This is a genomic window from Moellerella wisconsensis ATCC 35017 (genome assembly GCF_001294465.1).
GTDB lineage: Bacteria > Pseudomonadota > Gammaproteobacteria > Enterobacterales > Enterobacteriaceae > Moellerella > Moellerella wisconsensis.
Genome location: NZ_LGAA01000011.1, coordinates 64,162 through 84,307, shown reverse-complemented (window position 1 = coordinate 84,307; position 20,146 = coordinate 64,162). Strand labels below are relative to the sequence as shown.

Genomic DNA, 20,146 nt, shown 5'->3' with positions numbered 1-20,146 from the left:
ATAGCTCCTAGCGTACTGCTGACGATAAGTCAGCATAAATAAAAAGAGAACATAAACCGCGAGCATTCATACTAATAATAACGGTGACACACAGTAATAAATACTAAGGAAACCTGATGGCTAATAAAATAATACTCTCACTGCACGGGCTAAGTTGCATGCATTGTGTCAATACAGTGACAGACGCGCTAAAAGCGCGTCCCGATATTTCCCAGGTTAATGTCACCCTTAATTATGCGGTGATTGACGGGGATGCCGAGGCAGAGGCACTGATTAAGACCATCGAAGATGCCGGATATCATGCTCAACTCGCCACCCAACCCGATCTTGTTTTAGTTTTATCTGGCTTACATTGCATGAAATGTGCGGCAAAAACCCAAACAGCTCTGTTAGCTGTTGAGGGGGTAATTTCTGCCGACGTCGATACTCACAGCGCCAAAGTTTATGGTTCAGCCACCGCTGAGACTCTGATAGCTGCCGTTGAACAGCTTGGTTATCAGGCTGAATTACCGGGCGCTAAAGCAATATGCGCTAAAACAATAGACTTAGCGCTCTCTGGTTTACATTGCATGAAATGTGCGGCAAAAACCCAAACAGCTCTGTTAGCTGTTGAGGGAGTGATTTCTGCCGACGTCGATACCCACAGCGCCAAAGTTTATGGTTCAGCCACCGCCGAGACTCTGATAGCTGCCGTTGAACAGCTTGGTTATCAGGCTCAGGTTGTGGATAGCGAAACCACGCCGGCGGCAAGCGCTGCACCGATAGCAGAGGCGATGACTTTACAACATCAGGATAATCGCCAATCCAATACAGTCATTGAGCCACCAGCAGCTGTAGCTGATCGCGCTGAAACTCGCAATATAACGACGCAAGCCCCGGTTATCGACGATGACGGCAGCCTGCAATTGCTGCTCGATGGCATGACCTGCGCCAGCTGTGTTAACCGAGTACAAAAAGCCCTGATGAGCGTCGATGGCGTTGAAAATGCACGCGTTAATCTGGCTGAACGTAGCGCGTTAGTTACGGGCACTATGCAGCCAGAAGCCTTAATCAGCGCGGTACAAAATGCCGGTTATGGGGCTGAAATTATCCAAGATGAAACTAAACGCCGTGAACGTCAGCAGCAAGTTGCTGATCACAATATGCGTCGTTTTCGCTGGCAGTCTGCCGTCGCCTTAGCCGTGGGTATTCCGGTCATGGTTTGGGGAATGATCGGCGACAATATGCACTTAACCTCGGCGAATCACAATATTTGGCTGACTATTGGACTGGTGACCTTGGCGGTTATGGTCTTCGCCGGCGGACATTTTTATCGCAATGCATGGCAGAGCTTGAAAAATGGCAGTGCCACTATGGATACATTGGTCGCGGTAGGAACAGGCGCAGCATGGCTATATTCAATAACTGTCAATCTTTGGCCTGATATGTTTCCGCCACAAGCACGGCATCTGTATTATGAAGCCAGTGCGATGATTATCGGTTTAATCAATCTGGGGCATGCCTTGGAACAACGGGCACGTCAGCGCTCATCCAAAGCGTTAGAGCGTTTGTTAGATTTAACCCCGCCGACTGCCAGAGTCGTCGATGAGCAAGGCGAACACGATATTCCGTTATCTCAAGTGACCCAAGGTATGATTTTACGCTTAGCAACGGGCGATCGTGTACCGGTGGATGGTGAAATTATTGAAGGCGAAGTCTGGCTTGATGAAGCCATGCTCACGGGAGAACCTATCCCGCAACAAAAAACCGTGGGCGCTCAAGTTCATGCAGGCACGGTGGTTCAAGATGGCAGCGTGTTATTCCGCGCAGCTGCTGTCGGCAGCCAAACCACATTGGCTCGGATTATTCGCTTAGTGCGTCAAGCACAAAGCAGTAAGCCGCAGATAGGGCAATTAGCCGACCGGATCTCAGCAATATTCGTACCGGTCGTCGTGGCTATTGCTTTAATTTCTGGGGCTATTTGGTATTTTGTCGGCCCTGCACCACAAATTATGTACGCACTGGTGATCACCACCACGGTGCTGATTATCGCCTGCCCTTGTGCCCTAGGTTTAGCCACCCCGATGTCGATTATTTCTGGCGTTGGGCGTGCCGCCGAATACGGGGTATTGGTGCGTGACGCTGATGCACTACAGCAAGCGAGCCAACTTGATACCGTCGTGTTCGATAAAACCGGAACATTGACCGAAGGCATGCCTCAGGTGACTGAAATCCATGGTTTTAATAGCTATGCTGATCAGAATAGCCATCACGATATCTTGCGTTATGCCGCTGCATTAGAAATGGGTTCTAATCATCCCCTGGCTCGCGCTATCGTCAGTAAAGCCGAGCATCTAACCCTGCCGGCACCGCAACAATTTCGTACCTTAGCCGGATTAGGCGTCAGTGCCATAGTCGAAGGCAAAACGGTGTTGCTGGGTAATCAAAAACTGCTCGAACAGCATAAAATCGATATTCAGGCGGTTTCCGATACCGTGGTACAACAAGCTGCCAAAGGGATCACCCCGGTGCTATTGGCTATTGATGGACAGGTTGCCGGTTTATTATCGATTCGCGACCCCTTGAGAACCGATACCGTTAATGCATTAACACGTTTACATAACCAAGGCTATCGTTTGATTATGCTGACTGGAGATAATCCCATCACGGCAAATGCAATTGCCAAAGAAGCGGGAATCGACCAAGTGATTGCCGGTGTCATGCCCGAAGGCAAATCTGCCGCGATTGAACAACTGCAAGCTGCGGGGCACAAAGTGGCGATGGTCGGTGATGGTATTAATGATGCGCCCGCATTAGCACGCGCTGATGTTGGTATCGCCATGGGTGGCGGCAGTGATATCGCCATTGAAACGGCTTCAATAACGTTGATGCGCTCTAGCTTACATGGGGTGGCGGATGGATTGTCCATCGCCAAAGGCACGCTGCGCAATATGAAACAGAATCTGTTTGGCGCCTTTGTTTATAATGCTCTGGGCATTCCGATTGCGGCAGGTATTTTATATCCGTTCACGGGTACTTTACTAAATCCGGTTGTCGCGGGTGCAGCTATGGCGTTGTCGTCGATTACTGTGGTTAGCAATGCTAATCGTTTATTGCGCTTTAAACCTAAGCCATAAATTATCGTTCATCAAGACCAACGATAAACAGAAGTCATTAAAATTGAGGGATAAAATCAGCGCTAATAATCTGCCATAAGAATAATCCGTCATAAAAATAAAATAATAGTAGCTTACTGCCAAGTTATCGCCGTTTATTCGGCGAGCTTGGCTATTTTATTGTTAGGATAGCTCGAATCTTTGGCCTAAATTGTTTACTGTAACCAGACATAAGCGTGCAACGATAGGATATTTATGATGGCAAAACTGCTCGATGGGGTTAAACGTTGGTTTCGACAACAAGCAACTCCCCATTACCCCTATCCTGCGATGGATATCGATATCTCGACTGATTTAAGTCTACATTTAGTCGGCAGTATTCATATGGGCAGTGAAAATATGGCACCACTGCCACAACCGTTGTTGGACAAACTCGCCGCCGCTGACGCGCTGATTGTTGAAGCCGATGTCACCGACAATCGCTCACCTTTTCGTCCTAATAGCGATATACAGTTTCCGCCCATGCAACAACGTCTAAGCGCGGATGACTACGCACGCTTTATGGCCTGCTGTAAAGAACTGCAACAGCCTAGCGACTCCTTTGATCTGCTGCCGGCGTGGCAAATTGCCTTAATATTGCAAGCAACCCAAGCCCAACGACTCGGTTTACTCCCCGAATATGGCATTGATTATCAATTGTTACGCGTCGCACATGGGCATGCAAAACCCGTCATTGAACTGGAAGGGATTGATTCACAAGTAGAATTATTATTACAAATGCCTGAGCATGGTATAGATTTATTGCGAGACACCTTACTGCACTGGCGAACTAATGCACGTTCGCTGCAATTAATGCTCAGCTGGTGGCTCAATTTTCGACCTCGGCAAGAAGATAAATTACCGATGACATTCAGCCAAGATATGTACGATATCCTAATGCGCCAACGTAATCTGCTGTGGCAGAAAAAACTCATGGCGCTGCCGGCGGGTAAATATGTCGTCGCGGTTGGCGCGCTGCATCTTTATGGTGAAGGAAACCTTGTCGAATTGCTACGGCACTGAAATAATAACGATCGGTTTTAGCCGATTAAAATTTACTAGGTAATCAGAATGACTCCCGCAATTAAGTTACTCGAAAAACAAAAAATTAATTTCACATTGCATCCGTATTCACATGATCCGAGCGTCAGTAATTTCGGTGATGAGGCGGTGACCAAACTGGGGCTGGATGCACGCCAAGTATTTAAAACGCTCTTGGTTGCGCTGAATGGCGACCAAAAAACCTTAGCGGTTGCCGTCACGCCCGTCTCTGGTCAATTGGATTTAAAACATGTAGCTAAAGTGTTTAAAGTGAAAAAAGTCGAAATGGCTGATCCGCAAATAGCGCAAAAAGTGACCGGGTATTTAGTCGGTGGCATCAGTCCACTGGGGCAAAAAAAACGCCTGCCAACCGTCATTGATAGCCAAGCTCAGGAATTTAGCTCAATGTTTATTTCGGGCGGTAAGCGCGGATTAGATATTGAACTCGCGCCTGAAGATTTAGCCCGCGTGTTACAAGCGACATTTGCCGAGATCAAAAAAGCGTAGTCACCCATGCCTGCCTCAGCAAAGACTCATATCACGGATAGACACGTTATATCCGTGATATGAGCTATGGCGATATCTGGCGGTTATTGATTATTATAAATAATTTCGCCTTTAGGCTGATAATCTGCCACTTTTAATGGCGAATGAGCTTCAATATAGCCTTTCAAGACCTCGGCATCGACAAATCCAGTATTCACATATCCCGGATGGCTATCAATTTTTGGATAACCGTCGCCACCAATGGCATTAAAATTCAGTGTTGCCATACGGTAGGTTTTATCAGCCTCTAGTGGTTTACCCTCAATTTTAACTTGGCTAATGCTGCCGTCAGGATTAACCGTTAAGCTAACATTATAAAATTGTGCATAAGCTCCAGAATCTGGCTTCATATTGGCAACTGCCGTTAAATATTCAGCCACTTCTTGGCCTTTAAAATCGATATAGACTAATTCATTACCAAATGGCTGAACTTTTAATACATCTTTGTACGTGATATCCCCCGGTTCGATAGAATCACGTACCCCACCGCCACTCATGATAGCAAAATCCGCATTCGCTCGTTCTTTCTGGGCTGCCAATAGTAAATGCGCCATATTGGTTTGCTCAAAGCGTACTTTATTACGATCGCCAACCAACTTACCATCGACAGATCCGACGTTAATATTTAATTGCTGATTGCCTTTCTCTTGATAAGGCGTCAGTAATTTCATCATGATAGGATCCTGCTCAATCTGCTGGGTATAATAAACCCGCTCAGAAGAGCCATCTTCTTTGGTGACTTGTTTATTTAAATTAACCGGAATAAGCTGATAGTGTTTCAAGGTAAATTTGCCATTTTTAAATTCAAAATCAGCACGCCCAACATATTTACCCCATTCATGTGCCTGTACAATCCAAGTACCATTTTGCTGATCGGGCGCACACGGTGTCCCAGGGATATAATCTGCCTGCTTATAATTTTTATTCTCTGCCGACATACATACTGGGTCTTGTGAATGGCCACCAACAATCATATCCAAATAACCTGCGGGCAAGCTACGAGCCATTTCAACATCACCTGAGGCATTGGAGCCGTGCTCTCCATTGTCATAATGTCCCATATGAGTAGCAGCAATAACAATATCCGGTTGCTCGTTAGCACGCAGTTCTTCAACCACTTTTTTAGCTTCCTGTGCCGGAATACGGAACTCTACGCCCGGAAAATTAGCCGGATTACCAATACGCACAGTATCGTCGGTGGTCAATCCCATCACTGCAATTTTAACCCCTTGTTTATCAAAGATTTGATAGGGTTTAAACAGACGTTTGCCACTTTGAGTATCATAGATATTAGCTGACAAGAACGGGAATTTAGCCCATTTTTCCTGCATACGCAGCACCTCTAGCGGATTATCAAATTCATGATTACCCAGCGCCATGGCATCATAGCCGACCAAATTCATCCCTTTGAAATCGGGTTCGGCATCTTGTAAATCAGATTCAGGCACGCCAGTGTTTATATCGCCCCCCGAGAGTAATAATACACTGCCACCTTGTTTTTCGACTTCATTGCGAATTTGATCTACTACGGTTTTTTGTGCCGCTAATCCATACTCCCCCTGATTATTATGCCAAAAGCGTCCATGGTGGTCATTGGTGTGCAGGATAGTAATATTATAAGTTTGATCTTTTTGCCATGCATTCGCCATGCTAGCGGGGATCAATGCCAAAGAGACGGTTAATGCACAAACCGATGCCTTAAATGTAAACTTCATGGTTTTTCTCCATCGGGGATTATGTATATAAAAGTTTTTTACCAGAGACTGGAATATTACTGCGTTGTCGTATTTTTTTGTATTAAATCATGTTTTGTTTCATTAAATTGAGATACCTATCAGGTAAAGTGTCCTATTTTGATATTTTAACCTGAGTAATTATCACGTATAGAATTTATTCATTTAAATCTAATCTAAATCATATATATTGAATGACAACTTACTAATTTTATTCAATATGCACGGTTATTCACTATGATTGAACAAACAACGCCCACAGATAAAGCGGGTTCACCGCCGCCTGCTAACGTTAAAACCGGAAAAACCGTGTTCAGTATTCTGACCGCGATCAGTTTTTCACATTTGCTCAATGATATGATCCAATCATTGATATTAGCCATTTATCCCTTGTTACAAGCTGATTTTTCGCTGAGCTTCGTACAAATAGGGATGATCACACTCACTTATCAAATGGCAGCGTCAATACTGCAACCGATTATTGGTTACTATACCGATAAATATCCCCAACCTTACTCACTGCCTATCGGTATGGGCTTTACGTTAACTGGCTTGTTGCTGTTAGCGATGGCTGAAAGCTTCCCAATGATATTAGTAGCCGCCGCTTTAGTCGGTACAGGATCATCAGTATTTCATCCGGAATCATCGCGCGTCGCACGTATGGCCTCCGGAGGACGTCATGGCTTAGCGCAATCCTTTTTCCAAGTTGGCGGAAACCTCGGTTCATCTTTGGGCCCACTATTAGCCGCCTTGATTATCGAGCCTTACGGCAAAGGTAACGTTGGTTGGTTCTCTTTCGCGGCACTGCTTGCCATTATCGTCTTGCTGCAAGTCAGCCGCTGGTATAAACAGCAACATATCAACTTTAAAAAAAGCGCACAAGCCGAGGCAGTGGTAAAACGCTTGCCACGAAAAACGGTCATCGGCTCTCTATCGGTATTGCTGATTTTAATTTTCTCTAAATATTTTTATCTGGCTAGCATCAGCAGCTACTATACCTTCTATCTGATCGACAAATTTGGCGTCTCAATACAAAACGCACAAATTCATTTGTTTATCTTCTTATTTGCCGTCGCTGCAGGCACCATGATTGGCGGGCCTATCGGCGATAAAATTGGCCGTAAATACGTTATTTGGTTCTCGATTTTGGGCGTTGCCCCCTTTACGCTAGCGCTACCCTACGTTTCATTATATTGGACCAGTGTACTAACCGTAATTATTGGCTTAATTTTAGCGTCGGCATTCTCGGCGATATTGGTGTATGCCCAAGAGCTGATCCCGGGAAAAACAGGAATGGTTTCAGGGTTATTCTTTGGTTTAGCTTTTGGTATGGGCGGGGTGGGTGCTGCGGTATTAGGCTATATTGCTGATCAAACCAGTATTGAGTTGGTTTATCAACTTTGTGCATTTTTACCATTACTCGGAATATTTACTATTCTTTTGCCCAATATTGAAAGAAAATAACATTAAAAACCTTATTTTACCCATACTTACCATTATGTAAGTATGGGGATTCTTCATATTTTAACGTAAATTTCTGTTCTATAATTCATATAAATAGCCTGAATTTAGCTAGAGCTAGGCTTAAATCCATTTTTTTTTGCTATTTTGGTTATTTTTTCGCGCAATTTTTATATAAAAAAGATAAAATATATTTATCCCGCACTTCTTACCATTCACTATCCCAATAACCGAGAGGAGATTAAATGGAGCATTCGACACCCTTAATTACTACAATTGTTGGCGGTCTTGTCCTAGCGTATCTGCTAGGCATGATCGCTCAACGATTAAAAATTTCCCCTTTAGTCGGTTATTTGGCCGCTGGCGTACTTGCTGGTCCATTTACTCCCGGCTTTGTAGCAGATACTAACCTCGCCCCTGAATTAGCTGAGATTGGCGTCATCTTACTGATGTTCGGTGTAGGTTTACATTTCTCACTGAAAGATTTATTGGCAGTTAAAGCCATTGCTATTCCCGGTGCTATCGTACAAATTGCAGCCGCCACCTTACTCGGATTAGGTCTTTCGATGATCTTTGGCTGGAGCATTTTCTCCGGCATCGTTTTTGGTCTGTGTTTATCGACGGCCAGTACCGTCGTGCTACTCAGGGCGATGGAAGAACGGCAATTAATTGATAGTCAGCGCGGGCAAATTGCTATCGGCTGGCTGATTGTTGAAGATTTGGCGATGGTATTAGCGCTGGTTCTATTACCTGCCGCCGCTGGTATTATGGGAAATAATGACGCCAGTATCAGCCAATTACTGTTAGAACTGGGCTTAACTATCGGTAAAGTTATTGCTTTCATTCTAATCATGATTATTATCGGTCGCCGTGTGATCCCTTGGATCTTATCGCGTACCGCGTCTACCGGTTCACGCGAACTGTTTACCCTATGTGTGCTAGTTTTGGCTCTTGGTATCGCTTACGCCGCAGTGACTATTTTTGATGCTTCATTTGCATTAGGTGCCTTCTTCGCCGGAATGGTATTAAATGAATCCGAACTAAGCCACCGTGCCGCTCAGGATACCTTACCGCTGCGCGATGCGTTTGCCGTGCTGTTCTTTGTCTCTGTAGGTATGTTGTTTGATCCTATTATTCTGATACAACAGCCACTTGCTGTTCTTGCCGTTTTAGCGATTATCATTGTTGGTAAATCTTTAGCCGCGCTAGGAATAGTGAAGTTATTTGGGCATTCTCGACGTACCGCGTTAACAATTTCTGTTAGCTTGGCGCAAATCGGTGAATTTGCCTTTATTCTTGCCGGCATGGGCCTTACTCTCGGGGTTCTGGATAAAGAAGCACAAAATCTGGTACTCGCAGGAGCTATCGCTTCGATTATGCTTAATCCACTCTTATTCAGCTTGTTGGATAAATATCTGGAAAGAACCGAAACTATCGAAGAACAGCTGCTTGAAGAGACGCTAGAAGAGGAAACCCAAATCCCGGTCGATATCTGTGGTCATGCAGTGATTGTCGGTTACGGTCGTGTGGGCGCCATGTTAGCGGATAAACTGCGCCGCAAAAATATTCCGCTAGTGGTAGTTGAAGATACTCGCGCAAAATTTGAAGAGCTGGCAGAGAACGGTTTTAGTGCCATCCTTGGTAATGGGGCAAATAAAGATATCATTGCATTAGCCAGAGTTGAATGTGCTAAAACACTGTTACTGACTATTCCTAATGGCTATGAAGCCGGGGAAATCGTGGCAAACGCCAAAGAGCTAAATCCGGGGCTGTCAGTGATTGTCCGAGCGCATTATGATGATGAAGTTAGCTATATCAAAGAGCGTGGCGCAGATCATATCATTATTGGCGAGCATGAAATCGCTAAAGCCATGGCCGCTATCATGAACGATGAAGTCGATGAGTTTGGCTGTAGTATTGAAAATGAAAATACTGCCGCTGTACATCATAAAGATAACGGCATCAATTTAGATGAATATCTAAAACCTTCAAATTAAACATTAATATACCCGATATAATGCCACATTAGTGGCCTTAAAAAAGGGAAGCTAAGGCTTCCCTTTTATTTGACTGCTATTTGTTTAAATAGACCCTAAAGCGGCAATCAGCCGAGGTTTAGCGTTCCCAATAAGACTCTTCTAAACTGTCTTCTTTCTCGGGTAGACCTCGGGTTAAACGTGGCGAATGTTGGGTTAATACCTGATAACTCACGCGGTTAGCATATTTACAGACTTGAGCCAACGATGAATAACACAAATACGAGCGCCCGTGTTTACTGGAATTAGGCACATTCATACGGTGATAGCTATTGGCAGTAATATCATGCAGCAAAGCAGATAATGCACCATCGCCCGCACCATTGGTGTTCATGATCTTTTCTGGCCCACCCATATAAGGCTCGATATGCGAATAAATACGCAGTGGATGCTCACAATCCTGTTTACGCATGGCGCGGCTAAATTCATACAGATTAAATTCGGCAATCGCCCCCGGTAATAAGGGGTGCTGAGTTTTACGTTTACCGTCTTCCTCGGTATACGCCGCCATATAAAGCCCTGCCGGTCCTGCGGTACACAGTACTAAATCCACCCAATTTAACGCCATATCTGCCGCTAAGAGGGGATCATTAAACCCAGTAAGTTCAAAGGCTTCATCTTCATTCATTGCGACGACGGAGACATAATTGGCCAAAAATTCACGCCAAAATTGAGGATCCTGTGCGATAACATATTTGGTACCTAGTGTCAGTACCACCGGCACATTGTGTTTTTTCGCATAGTGGATCGCTTGCATCGTCGCTTCAGGCATCGGTTCACCGGGCTTACAGCGCACCAAATATGCCGTTAAGACTAAGGCTGAAGCTTCAGCAATAATCTGTTCAGGGATGCTCTCAGGGCGCAATTGGTTCATATGACCGGGGCTGATAGCGAATGTACGTTCACCGTTTTCAGTAATCAAGGTAAAACAGCGCCCTATAGGGCCATCGACGCTCTGTAAATAATTGAGATCCATACGGCTCGAGGTATGGCAAAGATAGCGGTAAGCGTAGCTACCAATTTGAATATTGTTACACATTGCGCCTAACAGTACCGAGCGGTCATCAGCCAATACCGAGTAATTATGCAGTGTATTGCCGATGGTTCCCCCTGCAAATTCATGGCTGATTAAGTTTTTTTCAGTCAGTTCACGGTATAGCGCTTCAGCGGCTTCATCTTCAATAACTAAAGAATGCCCTTTACTTAGTTGATAACGTTCAATAAATTCGTCATCTACTTTAGCTTCAATATCAACCAGCGTTTGATCAATACCGACGATATAAGCTTTATTATTTTCAGAATCCATCATTTCTTTGATGGGCTGTAATAATGGATCTCTATGACTGACAGGAAAATAATGTTTTGATTTTCGTTGACCGGGGAATTTCATAATTAATTGACTGATGTGTGGTTCAATTGTTCATTTTAGCATGATAAAAAAAAACCGACAGCTTAGCTGTCGGATATTGGCCATTCCAATGAGGAATATCAATCATTTTCGTCTAAAATATATCCGTCTACGTATATCGATTTTATCAATCACCGTTGGCGGAATGATGATTGTTTATAAAGGGTGCCGCTAAAGCCGCAAAAAGTTTTATATGATCGTCATTATCATTTAACGCTGGAATATAGTGGAATTGCTCTCCCCCATTTTCCAGAAAGAATTCTTTATTCTGTTCACTAATTTCTTCTAAAGTTTCTAAGCAATCAGCCGCAAAACCGGGGCAAATAACTTGCACATGTTTTACCCCTTCAGCAGGTAATTTTTCCATCGTTTTATCAGTATACGGCATCAACCAAGGCTCACGTCCAAAACGTGACTGATAAGTCATGATAATTTTTTCTGTCGGGAAATTTAACGCCTCTTTTAACCGCTGAGTAGTTGCTTCGCACTGTTGCGGATAAATATCCCCAGTATCAGCATAACGCTGAGGGATACCATGAAACGACAGCAATAATCGGTCCGGTTCACCATATTTAGCAAAACTGGCTTCAATGGAATTGACCAAGCTTTGAATATAATCGGGATGCTCGGCATAGCTGCGAATAAAATTCACGCTAGGAATAGTGCGATGGGTTGAAAATGCGTGGCTAATCCCCTCATAGACCGCAGCAGTGGTTGAGCATGAATATTGAGGATACAACGGCAAGATAATAAAATCAGTCACTTGCTTAGCTAATAAATTATTAACTGCGCTGGCTATCGAAGGAGAACCATAACTCATTCCCAATTCAACCGGCGTCTCTGGCAACAATGCGGCTAATTTCTGTTGCTGTCTTTGGCTATACACCAATAAAGGAGAGCCGCCTTCCATCCAGACGGATTGGTATAATTTAGCCACTTTTGGCGAACGAAAAGGCAAAATCGCGCCATACAGTATCGGTTTCCAAATCAACGGCGAGACATCAATCACTCGTGGATCGGTTAAAAACTCGGCCAGATAGCGTTTTACGGCTGCCGTAGTAGGCGCATCAGGCGTACCTAAATTGACTAATAAAATACCGTATTTCTTCACCGAGGTGTTGAGCGCCATGGTTGATTACTCCTTATTGATAATTATTCCCAACTATAACATAAATCAATAACAGCTCTACCTGTTCCTGTAATAACTTAACTGATGACTACCCTAAAAATAAGGCAGCTAAATAAGCTGCCTTAATCATAGAATACTTAATATGTTAGCCTAAGATTTTAGCTAATTCAGCACTCACTTCAGTCACTTTGCGTGTGCCATCCAGTTTGAAATATTTAGTATTTCCTGCTGCGGCATCTTGCTCATAATAAGCCACCAAAGGCGCTGTTAATGCATGATATTCGACTAAACGTTTACGGACAGTTTCTTCCTGATCATCTTTACGAATAGTCAGTTCTTCACCGGTAACGTCATCTTTATTCTCAACTTTAGGTGGATTATAGCTGATATGATAAACGCGGCCTGATGGCGCATGCACGCGACGACCAACGATACGATCAACGATAATATCGTCTGGTACATCAAACTCAAGAACGAAATCGACGTTAATGCCGGCTTCTTTCATTGCATCCGCTTGTGGAATTGTCCGCGGGAACCCATCCAACAAGAATCCATTGCGGCAATCCTCTTGTTTGATGCGCTCTTTAACCAGTGCGATAACTAATTCGTCAGTCACCAGTTTTCCGTTATCCATCAATTCTTTAGCTTTTAATCCCAGTTCTGAACCGGATTTCACTGCGGCACGCAGCATGTCACCTGTAGAAATCTGAGGGATCCCAAATTTCTCCATGATAAATTGAGCTTGTGTGCCCTTACCAGCGCCCGGAGCGCCCAGAAGAATGATACGCATTGCGTAAACCCCTTGCTATTTGTTTTTTATAATTTGAAAGAAATCGCGCTACCTTACCATTATGCCAGCATATTACTCAAGAACGTAGGTAACCGTTTCAGTATTTATCTTATTTCGTAAAAGAAAAAAACCACGCTTAAAAATACATTAAAGCGTGGTTTTTGTTTAAAAACGAACATTCATTAGTTTAATTATTTTACTAATAACTGATTCATTTTACGTATAAATTGGTTCGGATCTTCTAAGGTTCCGCGCTCAGCCAATAAGGCTTGATCAAACAAAACATCAATCCAATCCGCAAATTGAGCGTCATCTTCAACTTCAGAGGCCAATTTGACTAATGGATGCGCTGGGTTGATTTCAAAGTTATATTTAACTTCAGGTACCGGTTGCCCTGCCGCCGCAAATAATTTGGCCATTTGGGTGCTCATTTCATCTGCACTTGTGGTCACAATCGCTGGCGTGTCGGTTAAACGATGAGTTAATTTCACTTCTTTAACGCGTTCACCTAAAAGTTTTTTAACCCGTTCCACAAAGGGTTCTAACTGTTTTTCGGCTTCTTGCTGCTCTGGTTGATTTTCATCAGCCAGTTTATCCAATGATTCGTCGGCTTTGCTGACCGATTGGAAAGCTTTACCATCGAACTCAGAAAGATAATTCATCATCCATTCATCAATGCGATCGGATAACAACAGCACTTCTATGCCTTTTTTACGGAACAGCTCTAAATGTGGGCTATTTTTAGCCGCTGCGTAGCTATCTGCGGTGATGTAATAGATTTTATCCTGACCTTCAATCATGCGGCTAACATAGTCTTCCAGCGAGACATTCTGTAAATCGCTGTCATTATGCGTGCTAGCAAAACGCAGTAACTTAGCAATGGTTTCGCTGTTGCCCATATCTTCGGCTGGGCCTTCTTTCATCACCAAGCCAAATTGCTGCCAGAAAGTTTGGTATTTTTCAGGCTCATTTTTAGCCATTTTTTCCAGCATTTGCAGAACACGTTTGGTCAGTGCGCTGCGCAGATTACGGGTCAATGAACTGTCTTGCAAAATTTCACGCGACACGTTTAATGGCAGATCGTTGGAATCCAACAAACCGCGCACGAAACGCAGATAATTCGGCATAAATTGTTCAGCGTCATCCATAATAAATACACGCTGAACATATAATTTTAACCCGTGGCTTTGGTCACGATTCCATAAATCAAATGGAGCTTTCGACGGAATATACAACAAGCTAGTATATTCTTGTTTACCTTCAACGCGGTTATGGCTCCATGCTAATGGGTCAGCAAAGTCATGCGAAATGTGTTTATAAAATTCAACATATTCTTCGTCGCTAATGTCTGATTTGCTGCGAGTCCATAACGCTTTGGCTTTATTGATTTTTTCCCATGTTACTGTGCCGTCTTCTTCATTTTTAGTTTCAATTTCAACGGGCAAAGCAATATGGTCTGAATATTTACTAATGATTGAACGTAAACGCCAGTCATCTAAAAACTCGGTTTCATCTTCGCGTAAATGCAGAGTAATTTCAGTCCCGCGATCGGCTTTTTCAATATCCGCGATGGTATATTCACCTTCACCGGCAGATTCCCAATATACCCCTTGGTCTGCGGCTTGTCCTGCTGCGCGGCTACGTACGGTGACTTTATCTGCCACGATAAATGCAGAATAGAAACCCACACCAAACTGACCAATTAATTGGCTGTCTTTGGCGTTATCGGTACCTAATGATTCTAAGAAAGCTTTGGTGCCTGATTTTGCGATAGTCCCTAAATTGTCTATCACTTCGTCGCGGCTCATACCAATACCGTTATCACTAATGGTCAGGGTGCGATTATCTTTATCTGTCGAAATACGTACGCGTAACTCGCCATCATTCTCATACAGCTCTGGCTTAGAAAGTGCACGAAAACGCAGTTTATCAGCAGCATCTGACGCATTTGAAATAAGCTCGCGAAGGAAAATTTCTTTATTCGAGTAAAGTGAGTGGATCATCAACTGAAGCAGTTGTTTAACTTCTGATTGGAATCCACGTGTTTCCTGTCCTTTCATACTCATTAATGACCTCTATTCAAATCCAATAAGGAAAATTTTTTGTTTCGATGAACAATATTTGGGGGTTAAAAGCAAAATTTCAAGCGACGATCAATAAATAAATCTAACTAGAAAGGGAAATAAATACACTGAAAAGGGAAGACTGGCAGTAAAATGGCAGCATCTGTAGAGGAAAAGACTATCGCCGATAATAATATCGGCGATAGAACGTAAACGGATTAATTAATAATGCAGTCTCTGACGCCCCGCCAAGGAATGAGACAAGGTAGTGCCATCCACCATTTCTAACTCGCCACCCACTGGCACACCGTGGGCAATACGGCTGGCCATCACATTATATTGGCCACACATTTCGGCGATATAGTTGGCGGTAGCTTCGCCTTCAACGGTTGGATTAGTCGCGAGAATAACTTCTGTTATCGATTCACTCGATAAACGTTCTTCCAGTCTATCTAAACCAATATCCATCGGACCGATACCGTCTAGAGGCGATAGATGCCCCATTAAGACAAAATAACGACCGGCAAATTGACCTGTCTGCTCAATAGCATGAATATCCGCAGGGCTTTCGACAATGCAAATTTGTCCATTCTGCTGACGGCGAGGATTAGCACAAATATTGCACACAGTTTGCTCGGTAAATGTCCGGCAATCCTGACAATGGCCAATTTCAGACATTGCACGCGTCAGTGCTTGAGCTAAGCGCATTCCGCCACTGCGATCACGCTGTAGTAACTGAAAAGCCATACGCTGAGCTGATTTAGGACCGACCCCCGGCAAACAGCGCAGTGCCTCCATCAGCGACTCCAGAAGTGGACTGGTCTGCATTAGAATGGCATCTTAAAGCCCGGAGGCAATTGCATTCCGTTAGAAACACTGGCCATTTTTTCTTTTTGGGTTTCATCGATACGACGAGCGGCGTCATTAAATGCTGCCGCAATCAAATCTTCCAGCATTTCTTTATCGTCTTCCATCAAGCTTGGGTCGATTTCGACACGACGGCAATTATGTGAACCGTTGATAGTCACTTTAACCAAACCTGCGCCTGATTCACCCGTTGCTTCTAGGCTAGCAATTTCTTCCTGAACCTTTTGCATTTTATCCTGCATTTGCTGGGCTTGCTTCATCAGATTACCCAAACCACTTTTACCAAACATATTAATCTCTCATAGCAATGGCTACAGCGCCCTGTAGCGGTTAAACGGGACGAATACTTTCTTCGTCAAGCTGCGCATCAAACAAACTAAGCAACTTAACAATAGTTTTATCCGCAATAATTGACTGGCGCGCTTGTGCCAGTTTTTCTTCATAAATGATTTGTCGCCATTCCAACGGCGTTTTTTGTGCGGGATTATCATCCTGAATAATATTCAGTTCAATCAACCGACCACAATGTTCACTCAACGCATCTTGTAATGTTTTATGGGCAGAAGCAAGATTCAAATGACGCTGAGTCGAACGCAAATGAAGATTAATTTGCGTATCACTTATCTGTTCTATATATGAATTCAAAGCCAATTGTTCAACCAGCTTAGGAATTTTTAATTGAAAAATTTGTGCTGACCACGGATCACGCTCTCGAGCTTGTTGTGCGATTTTTGCTGCCAGCTCCGGGGTTTTTTCATATTCCAGCGCTTGTTTTATTTCTGCAGTCGTGGTGACTTGTGGCTCAGCAATCTGTTTATTTTGCGAACGCCACTGATAAGGTACAGGTTTTTCTGGCTTATTTTGTGGCTGTTCAGTATTTTTTTTCTGGGCATTCTGCTGACGCTGTGTAGACACCGCTGCCAGTCGCTCTAGCGCTGACATTGCCGGCTTAGCCTGTGGCTTAGCCGGTTTATCCTTTTTTGACGCAGAGCCCTCATCAGGAGGCATCTGTAAGGATTGCCGAGCTTTCAACAATTGCAACGTCGGGCTATTTTCTAGCGCCGGAGAACTCTCTTGTGACAACTGCCCTGTTGGCATCGCTGACTGCGCAGGATGCTGACGCGCCACAGTATTCATTGGTGAACCGCCCGACGACGGTGCTGCTGCCATTTGAGGCGCAATTAGCGGCGCCGCAGGTGGCTGTTCAATAATACTTTTCGGATGAAAAGCCAGTGCTCTCAACAAAGTCATTTCAACCCCCATGCGCAATTCCGGCGCATAGGCTAACTCTTTGCGTCCCACCAGTAAAATCTGGTAATACAGCTGCAAATCTGCCGGAGAAATAGCGCGCGCCAACAGACGTAAGCGCCCATCTATCGATGAGGGATCTGATCCTTGAGCGGCAGGTAATAATTGGATCATCGCAATACGGTGCAATAACGCCAGCATTTCAACCAGTAGATTTTCCCAATCCGCACCGCGAGTCGCTGCATTATCAACTAATGACATCACGGCCGGACCATCAGCTCGGTTTAGTGCTTCGATAATAGCTAAAGGCTGTTCATCGTCCAATGTCCCGAGCATTTGGCTAACGATGTCAGTAGTCACTTTACCTTGGCCCATGGCGATAGCTTGGTCCGCTAAACTCAACGCATCGCGCATACTGCCATCGGCTGCACGGGATAAGAGTTGCCTTGCCCGATTGTCGCTTTCGATATGTTCTTCGTTAAGCACATGCGCGAGCTGCTGGCTAATTTGATCAATATCGAGGGCTTTAAGATGGAACTGCAAACAGCGGGACAATATTGTCACCGGTAATTTTTGTGGATCAGTCGTTGCCAGCAAGAATTTCACATGTTCAGGCGGCTCTTCTAAGGTTTTAAGCAACGCGTTAAAACTGTGACGAGAAAGCATATGCACTTCGTCAATAAGATAAACTTTAAACCGACCGCGCGCAGGGGCGTATTGCACGTTATCTAGCAATTCGCGGGTATCTTCAACTTTTGTACGTGAAGCTGCATCGATTTCAATCAGATCGACAAATCTGCCCTGTTCTATTTCAAGGCAATTTACGCATTTTCCGCACGGGGTAGCCGTTATTCCTTGTTCGCAATTAAGGCCTTTAGCGAATAAACGGGCGATAGTAGTTTTTCCGACACCACGAGTGCCAGAAAACAAATAAGCGTGATGCAGCCGCTGGTGTTCAAGACCGTTAGCTAATGCTGTCAGCACATGTTGCTGACCCACGACATCTGAAAATTTTTGGGGGCGCCACTTACGGGCAAGTACCTGATAGCTCATGAATTCCGCAGCGATTAAACATGATAATAATGACCATGCTACCACAGCCTCACACATTACGGCGAGGCTATGATTAAAAATGTCAGGTAGAGGCTAATTAGTGACCAGGGAACTCAATCAGGCTAAAGGTATGAATACCTTCTTTTTCTAAACGTTCCTGTCCACCTAAATCAGGCAGAGAAATAATAAATGCGGCCTCAACAATGTTACCACCGAGCTGTTCGATCATTTTCACTGTCGCTTCGATAGTACCACCGGTTGCGAGCAGATCATCGATAACCAGTACGTTATCTCCTGGCTTAATGCTATCTTTATGAATTTCCAACGTATCGGTACCATATTCAAGATCGTATGTCATACTCAATACTTCGCGCGGCAATTTACCTTTTTTACGCACAGGCACAAAACCTACACCTAAAGTTAATGCCACGGGCGCACCAAATAAAAATCCACGGGCTTCTGTACCGACAATTTTAGTGACGCCTTTATCACGGTAGCGTTCAGCTAACAGGCGAATAGTGGCCTGATACGCCGTCGGATTATCTAATAGCGTGGTAATATCTCTAAATAGAATGCCTTCCTTCGGATAATCAACGATGGTGGCGATACTGTCTTTAATTAATTGCAGTTCTTGCTCTTTTGCAGTCATAATCGGTGCCAATTTAATAAACACTAAACGATAGAATCTATGCAAAGTCCCATAAAAATGCAACATAAAGCCGTATCTTTGGCATGATTTTTATCAATAATCCACTATTTAACCGGTTAACTCAGGTTTAAAATGAAAATATCAACACTGTTGGCCGCACTAAAAGCGCAAATTGATAATCTTGAAACTCAAGTTGCGCCGCTGTCAGAGCACATTTTTAGTCAAGCGCGCTTCGATAAAAATTTATTTAATCGGAAAAGCCAAAAATTAGGCGACTGTTTGGCCGAACTCAACCACTATTATGCCCAGCTATGCCATTCGGTTTCTCTCGGACATGAGCAGCAAGTGGGCTTTTTAACCGAAAAAATTGTGTGTCAAATCCAAGCACTAGCACGCGAGGTGTCGACTCAATCATTGCGCAAAAAAGAAGATAATTATAGCCAGAAAAAAGCGCAGGTAGATTTATATGCGCGGCTATCTCAACATCAAGATTTTGAACGCCGATTGGTCGCCATGATAAACGATCGTGAATTGGTGTTAGATAAGCAAACTAATCACGCGGCACGTCACAAGTTACAACAAGAATTAGCCGCTTTAGCTGGCCGACTTTACCGCTGCCGGCAAGCATTATTACGAATTGATAAATCTATCGAGCAGCAAGAAAATCTATTTCGTGAATAGCTATCTATTTTCGAGGGGTAACTTTCTATTTTCGATAAATACTTTCTATTTTGGTGAATAACTTTCTATTTTGGTGAATAATAAACATGGACTGTATAAATGAGTCATAATATCGATAATGCCCCTGCCGAAATAAAACTGGCAGTAGATTTAATTTATTTATTAGAAAGCCATCATATTGATAATGATGTTGTTTTGAAGGCATTAGATATCGTTAAAATGGATTATCAACGCAAAAAAAGCCAACAACAAACAGGGGGAAAGCCTAGTATTGACTCTTCCCCCATCGGCTAATCTATCAAAATAA

16 protein-coding genes are annotated in these 20,146 nt (G+C 43.9%); 7 read left to right on the top strand and 9 right to left on the bottom strand.

Annotation, left to right across the window (positions count from 1 at the left end; translation table 11 throughout):
* The first annotated feature begins 116 nt into the window (after positions 1 to 116).
* From copA to ybaK, 3 genes are all read left to right on the top strand, one after another.
* Positions 117 to 3,116 (top strand): copper-exporting P-type ATPase CopA, encoded by a 3,000-nt coding sequence (gene copA, locus M992_RS06125; protein WP_053907773.1) that lies wholly within the window; start codon positions 117 to 119, stop codon positions 3,114 to 3,116.
* 237 nt (positions 3,117 to 3,353) lie between these two features.
* A complete protein-coding gene (locus tag M992_RS06120; protein ID WP_053907772.1) occupies positions 3,354 to 4,157 on the top strand; it encodes a TraB/GumN family protein in 804 nt (267 codons plus the stop codon).
* Positions 4,158 to 4,205: 48 nt separating this feature from the next.
* Positions 4,206 to 4,682, top strand: coding sequence for a Cys-tRNA(Pro)/Cys-tRNA(Cys) deacylase YbaK (gene ybaK / locus M992_RS06115; protein ID WP_047256859.1), 477 nt, complete (start codon positions 4,206 to 4,208; stop codon positions 4,680 to 4,682).
* A gap of 83 nt (positions 4,683 to 4,765) precedes the next feature.
* On the opposite strand, the gene ushA is transcribed toward ybaK, so the two are convergent.
* Positions 4,766 to 6,436, bottom strand: coding sequence for a bifunctional UDP-sugar hydrolase/5'-nucleotidase UshA (gene ushA, locus M992_RS06110; RefSeq protein WP_053907771.1), 1,671 nt, complete (start codon positions 6,434 to 6,436; stop codon positions 4,766 to 4,768).
* Between the two features lie 255 nt (positions 6,437 to 6,691).
* On the opposite strand from ushA, the gene M992_RS06105 reads away from it, so the two are divergent.
* Both M992_RS06105 and ybaL read left to right on the top strand, forming a co-directional pair.
* Positions 6,692 to 7,918, top strand: coding sequence for an MFS transporter (locus M992_RS06105; protein WP_053907770.1), 1,227 nt, complete (start codon positions 6,692 to 6,694; stop codon positions 7,916 to 7,918).
* 242 nt (positions 7,919 to 8,160) lie between these two features.
* Positions 8,161 to 9,912: a YbaL family putative K(+) efflux transporter gene (gene ybaL / locus M992_RS06100; RefSeq protein ID WP_053907769.1), complete on the top strand. Its 1,752-nt coding sequence runs from the start codon at positions 8,161 to 8,163 to the stop codon at positions 9,910 to 9,912.
* Between the two features lie 118 nt (positions 9,913 to 10,030).
* Here the strand turns inward: ybaL and M992_RS06095 are convergent, their stop codons facing one another.
* From M992_RS06095 to apt, 8 genes are all read right to left on the bottom strand, one after another.
* Positions 10,031 to 11,341 (bottom strand): inosine/guanosine kinase, encoded by a 1,311-nt coding sequence (locus tag M992_RS06095; protein ID WP_053907768.1) that lies wholly within the window; start codon positions 11,339 to 11,341, stop codon positions 10,031 to 10,033.
* A 145-nt stretch (positions 11,342 to 11,486) separates the two neighbouring features.
* The gene (gene hemH / locus M992_RS06090) at positions 11,487 to 12,488 is read right to left on the bottom strand and encodes a ferrochelatase (protein ID WP_053907767.1); all 1,002 of its coding nucleotides are present in this window, start codon (positions 12,486 to 12,488) and stop codon (positions 11,487 to 11,489) included.
* Positions 12,489 to 12,633: 145 nt separating this feature from the next.
* Complete coding sequence (gene adk, locus M992_RS06085) at positions 12,634 to 13,278, bottom strand: adenylate kinase (protein WP_047256865.1); 645 nt, start codon at positions 13,276 to 13,278, stop codon at positions 12,634 to 12,636.
* Positions 13,279 to 13,469: 191 nt separating this feature from the next.
* Complete coding sequence (htpG, locus tag M992_RS06080; RefSeq protein ID WP_053907766.1) at positions 13,470 to 15,344, bottom strand: molecular chaperone HtpG; 1,875 nt, start codon at positions 15,342 to 15,344, stop codon at positions 13,470 to 13,472.
* A gap of 219 nt (positions 15,345 to 15,563) precedes the next feature.
* Positions 15,564 to 16,169 carry a recombination mediator RecR gene (recR, locus tag M992_RS06075; protein WP_053907765.1) on the bottom strand — a complete coding sequence of 202 codons (606 nt, stop codon included), beginning with the start codon at positions 16,167 to 16,169 and terminating at the stop codon, positions 15,564 to 15,566.
* Positions 16,169 to 16,498 (bottom strand): YbaB/EbfC family nucleoid-associated protein, encoded by a 330-nt coding sequence (locus M992_RS06070; protein ID WP_047256868.1) that lies wholly within the window; start codon positions 16,496 to 16,498, stop codon positions 16,169 to 16,171. The genes recR and M992_RS06070 overlap by 1 nt, the downstream gene beginning before the upstream one ends.
* 40 nt (positions 16,499 to 16,538) lie before the next feature.
* Positions 16,539 to 18,509: a DNA polymerase III subunit gamma/tau gene (dnaX, locus tag M992_RS06065; protein ID WP_053907806.1), complete on the bottom strand. Its 1,971-nt coding sequence runs from the start codon at positions 18,507 to 18,509 to the stop codon at positions 16,539 to 16,541.
* Between the two features lie 97 nt (positions 18,510 to 18,606).
* Positions 18,607 to 19,158 (bottom strand): adenine phosphoribosyltransferase, encoded by a 552-nt coding sequence (gene apt / locus M992_RS06060; RefSeq protein ID WP_047256914.1) that lies wholly within the window; start codon positions 19,156 to 19,158, stop codon positions 18,607 to 18,609.
* A gap of 132 nt (positions 19,159 to 19,290) precedes the next feature.
* Here apt and priC point away from each other — a divergent pair, with 132 nt between their 5' ends.
* Complete coding sequence (priC, locus tag M992_RS06055; protein ID WP_053907764.1) at positions 19,291 to 19,839, top strand: primosomal replication protein PriC; 549 nt, start codon at positions 19,291 to 19,293, stop codon at positions 19,837 to 19,839.
* 99 nt (positions 19,840 to 19,938) lie between these two features.
* Positions 19,939 to 20,133, top strand: coding sequence for a pleiotropic regulatory protein RsmS (gene rsmS, locus M992_RS06050; RefSeq protein WP_053907763.1), 195 nt, complete (start codon positions 19,939 to 19,941; stop codon positions 20,131 to 20,133).
* The last annotated feature ends 13 nt before the right edge of the window (positions 20,134 to 20,146 follow it).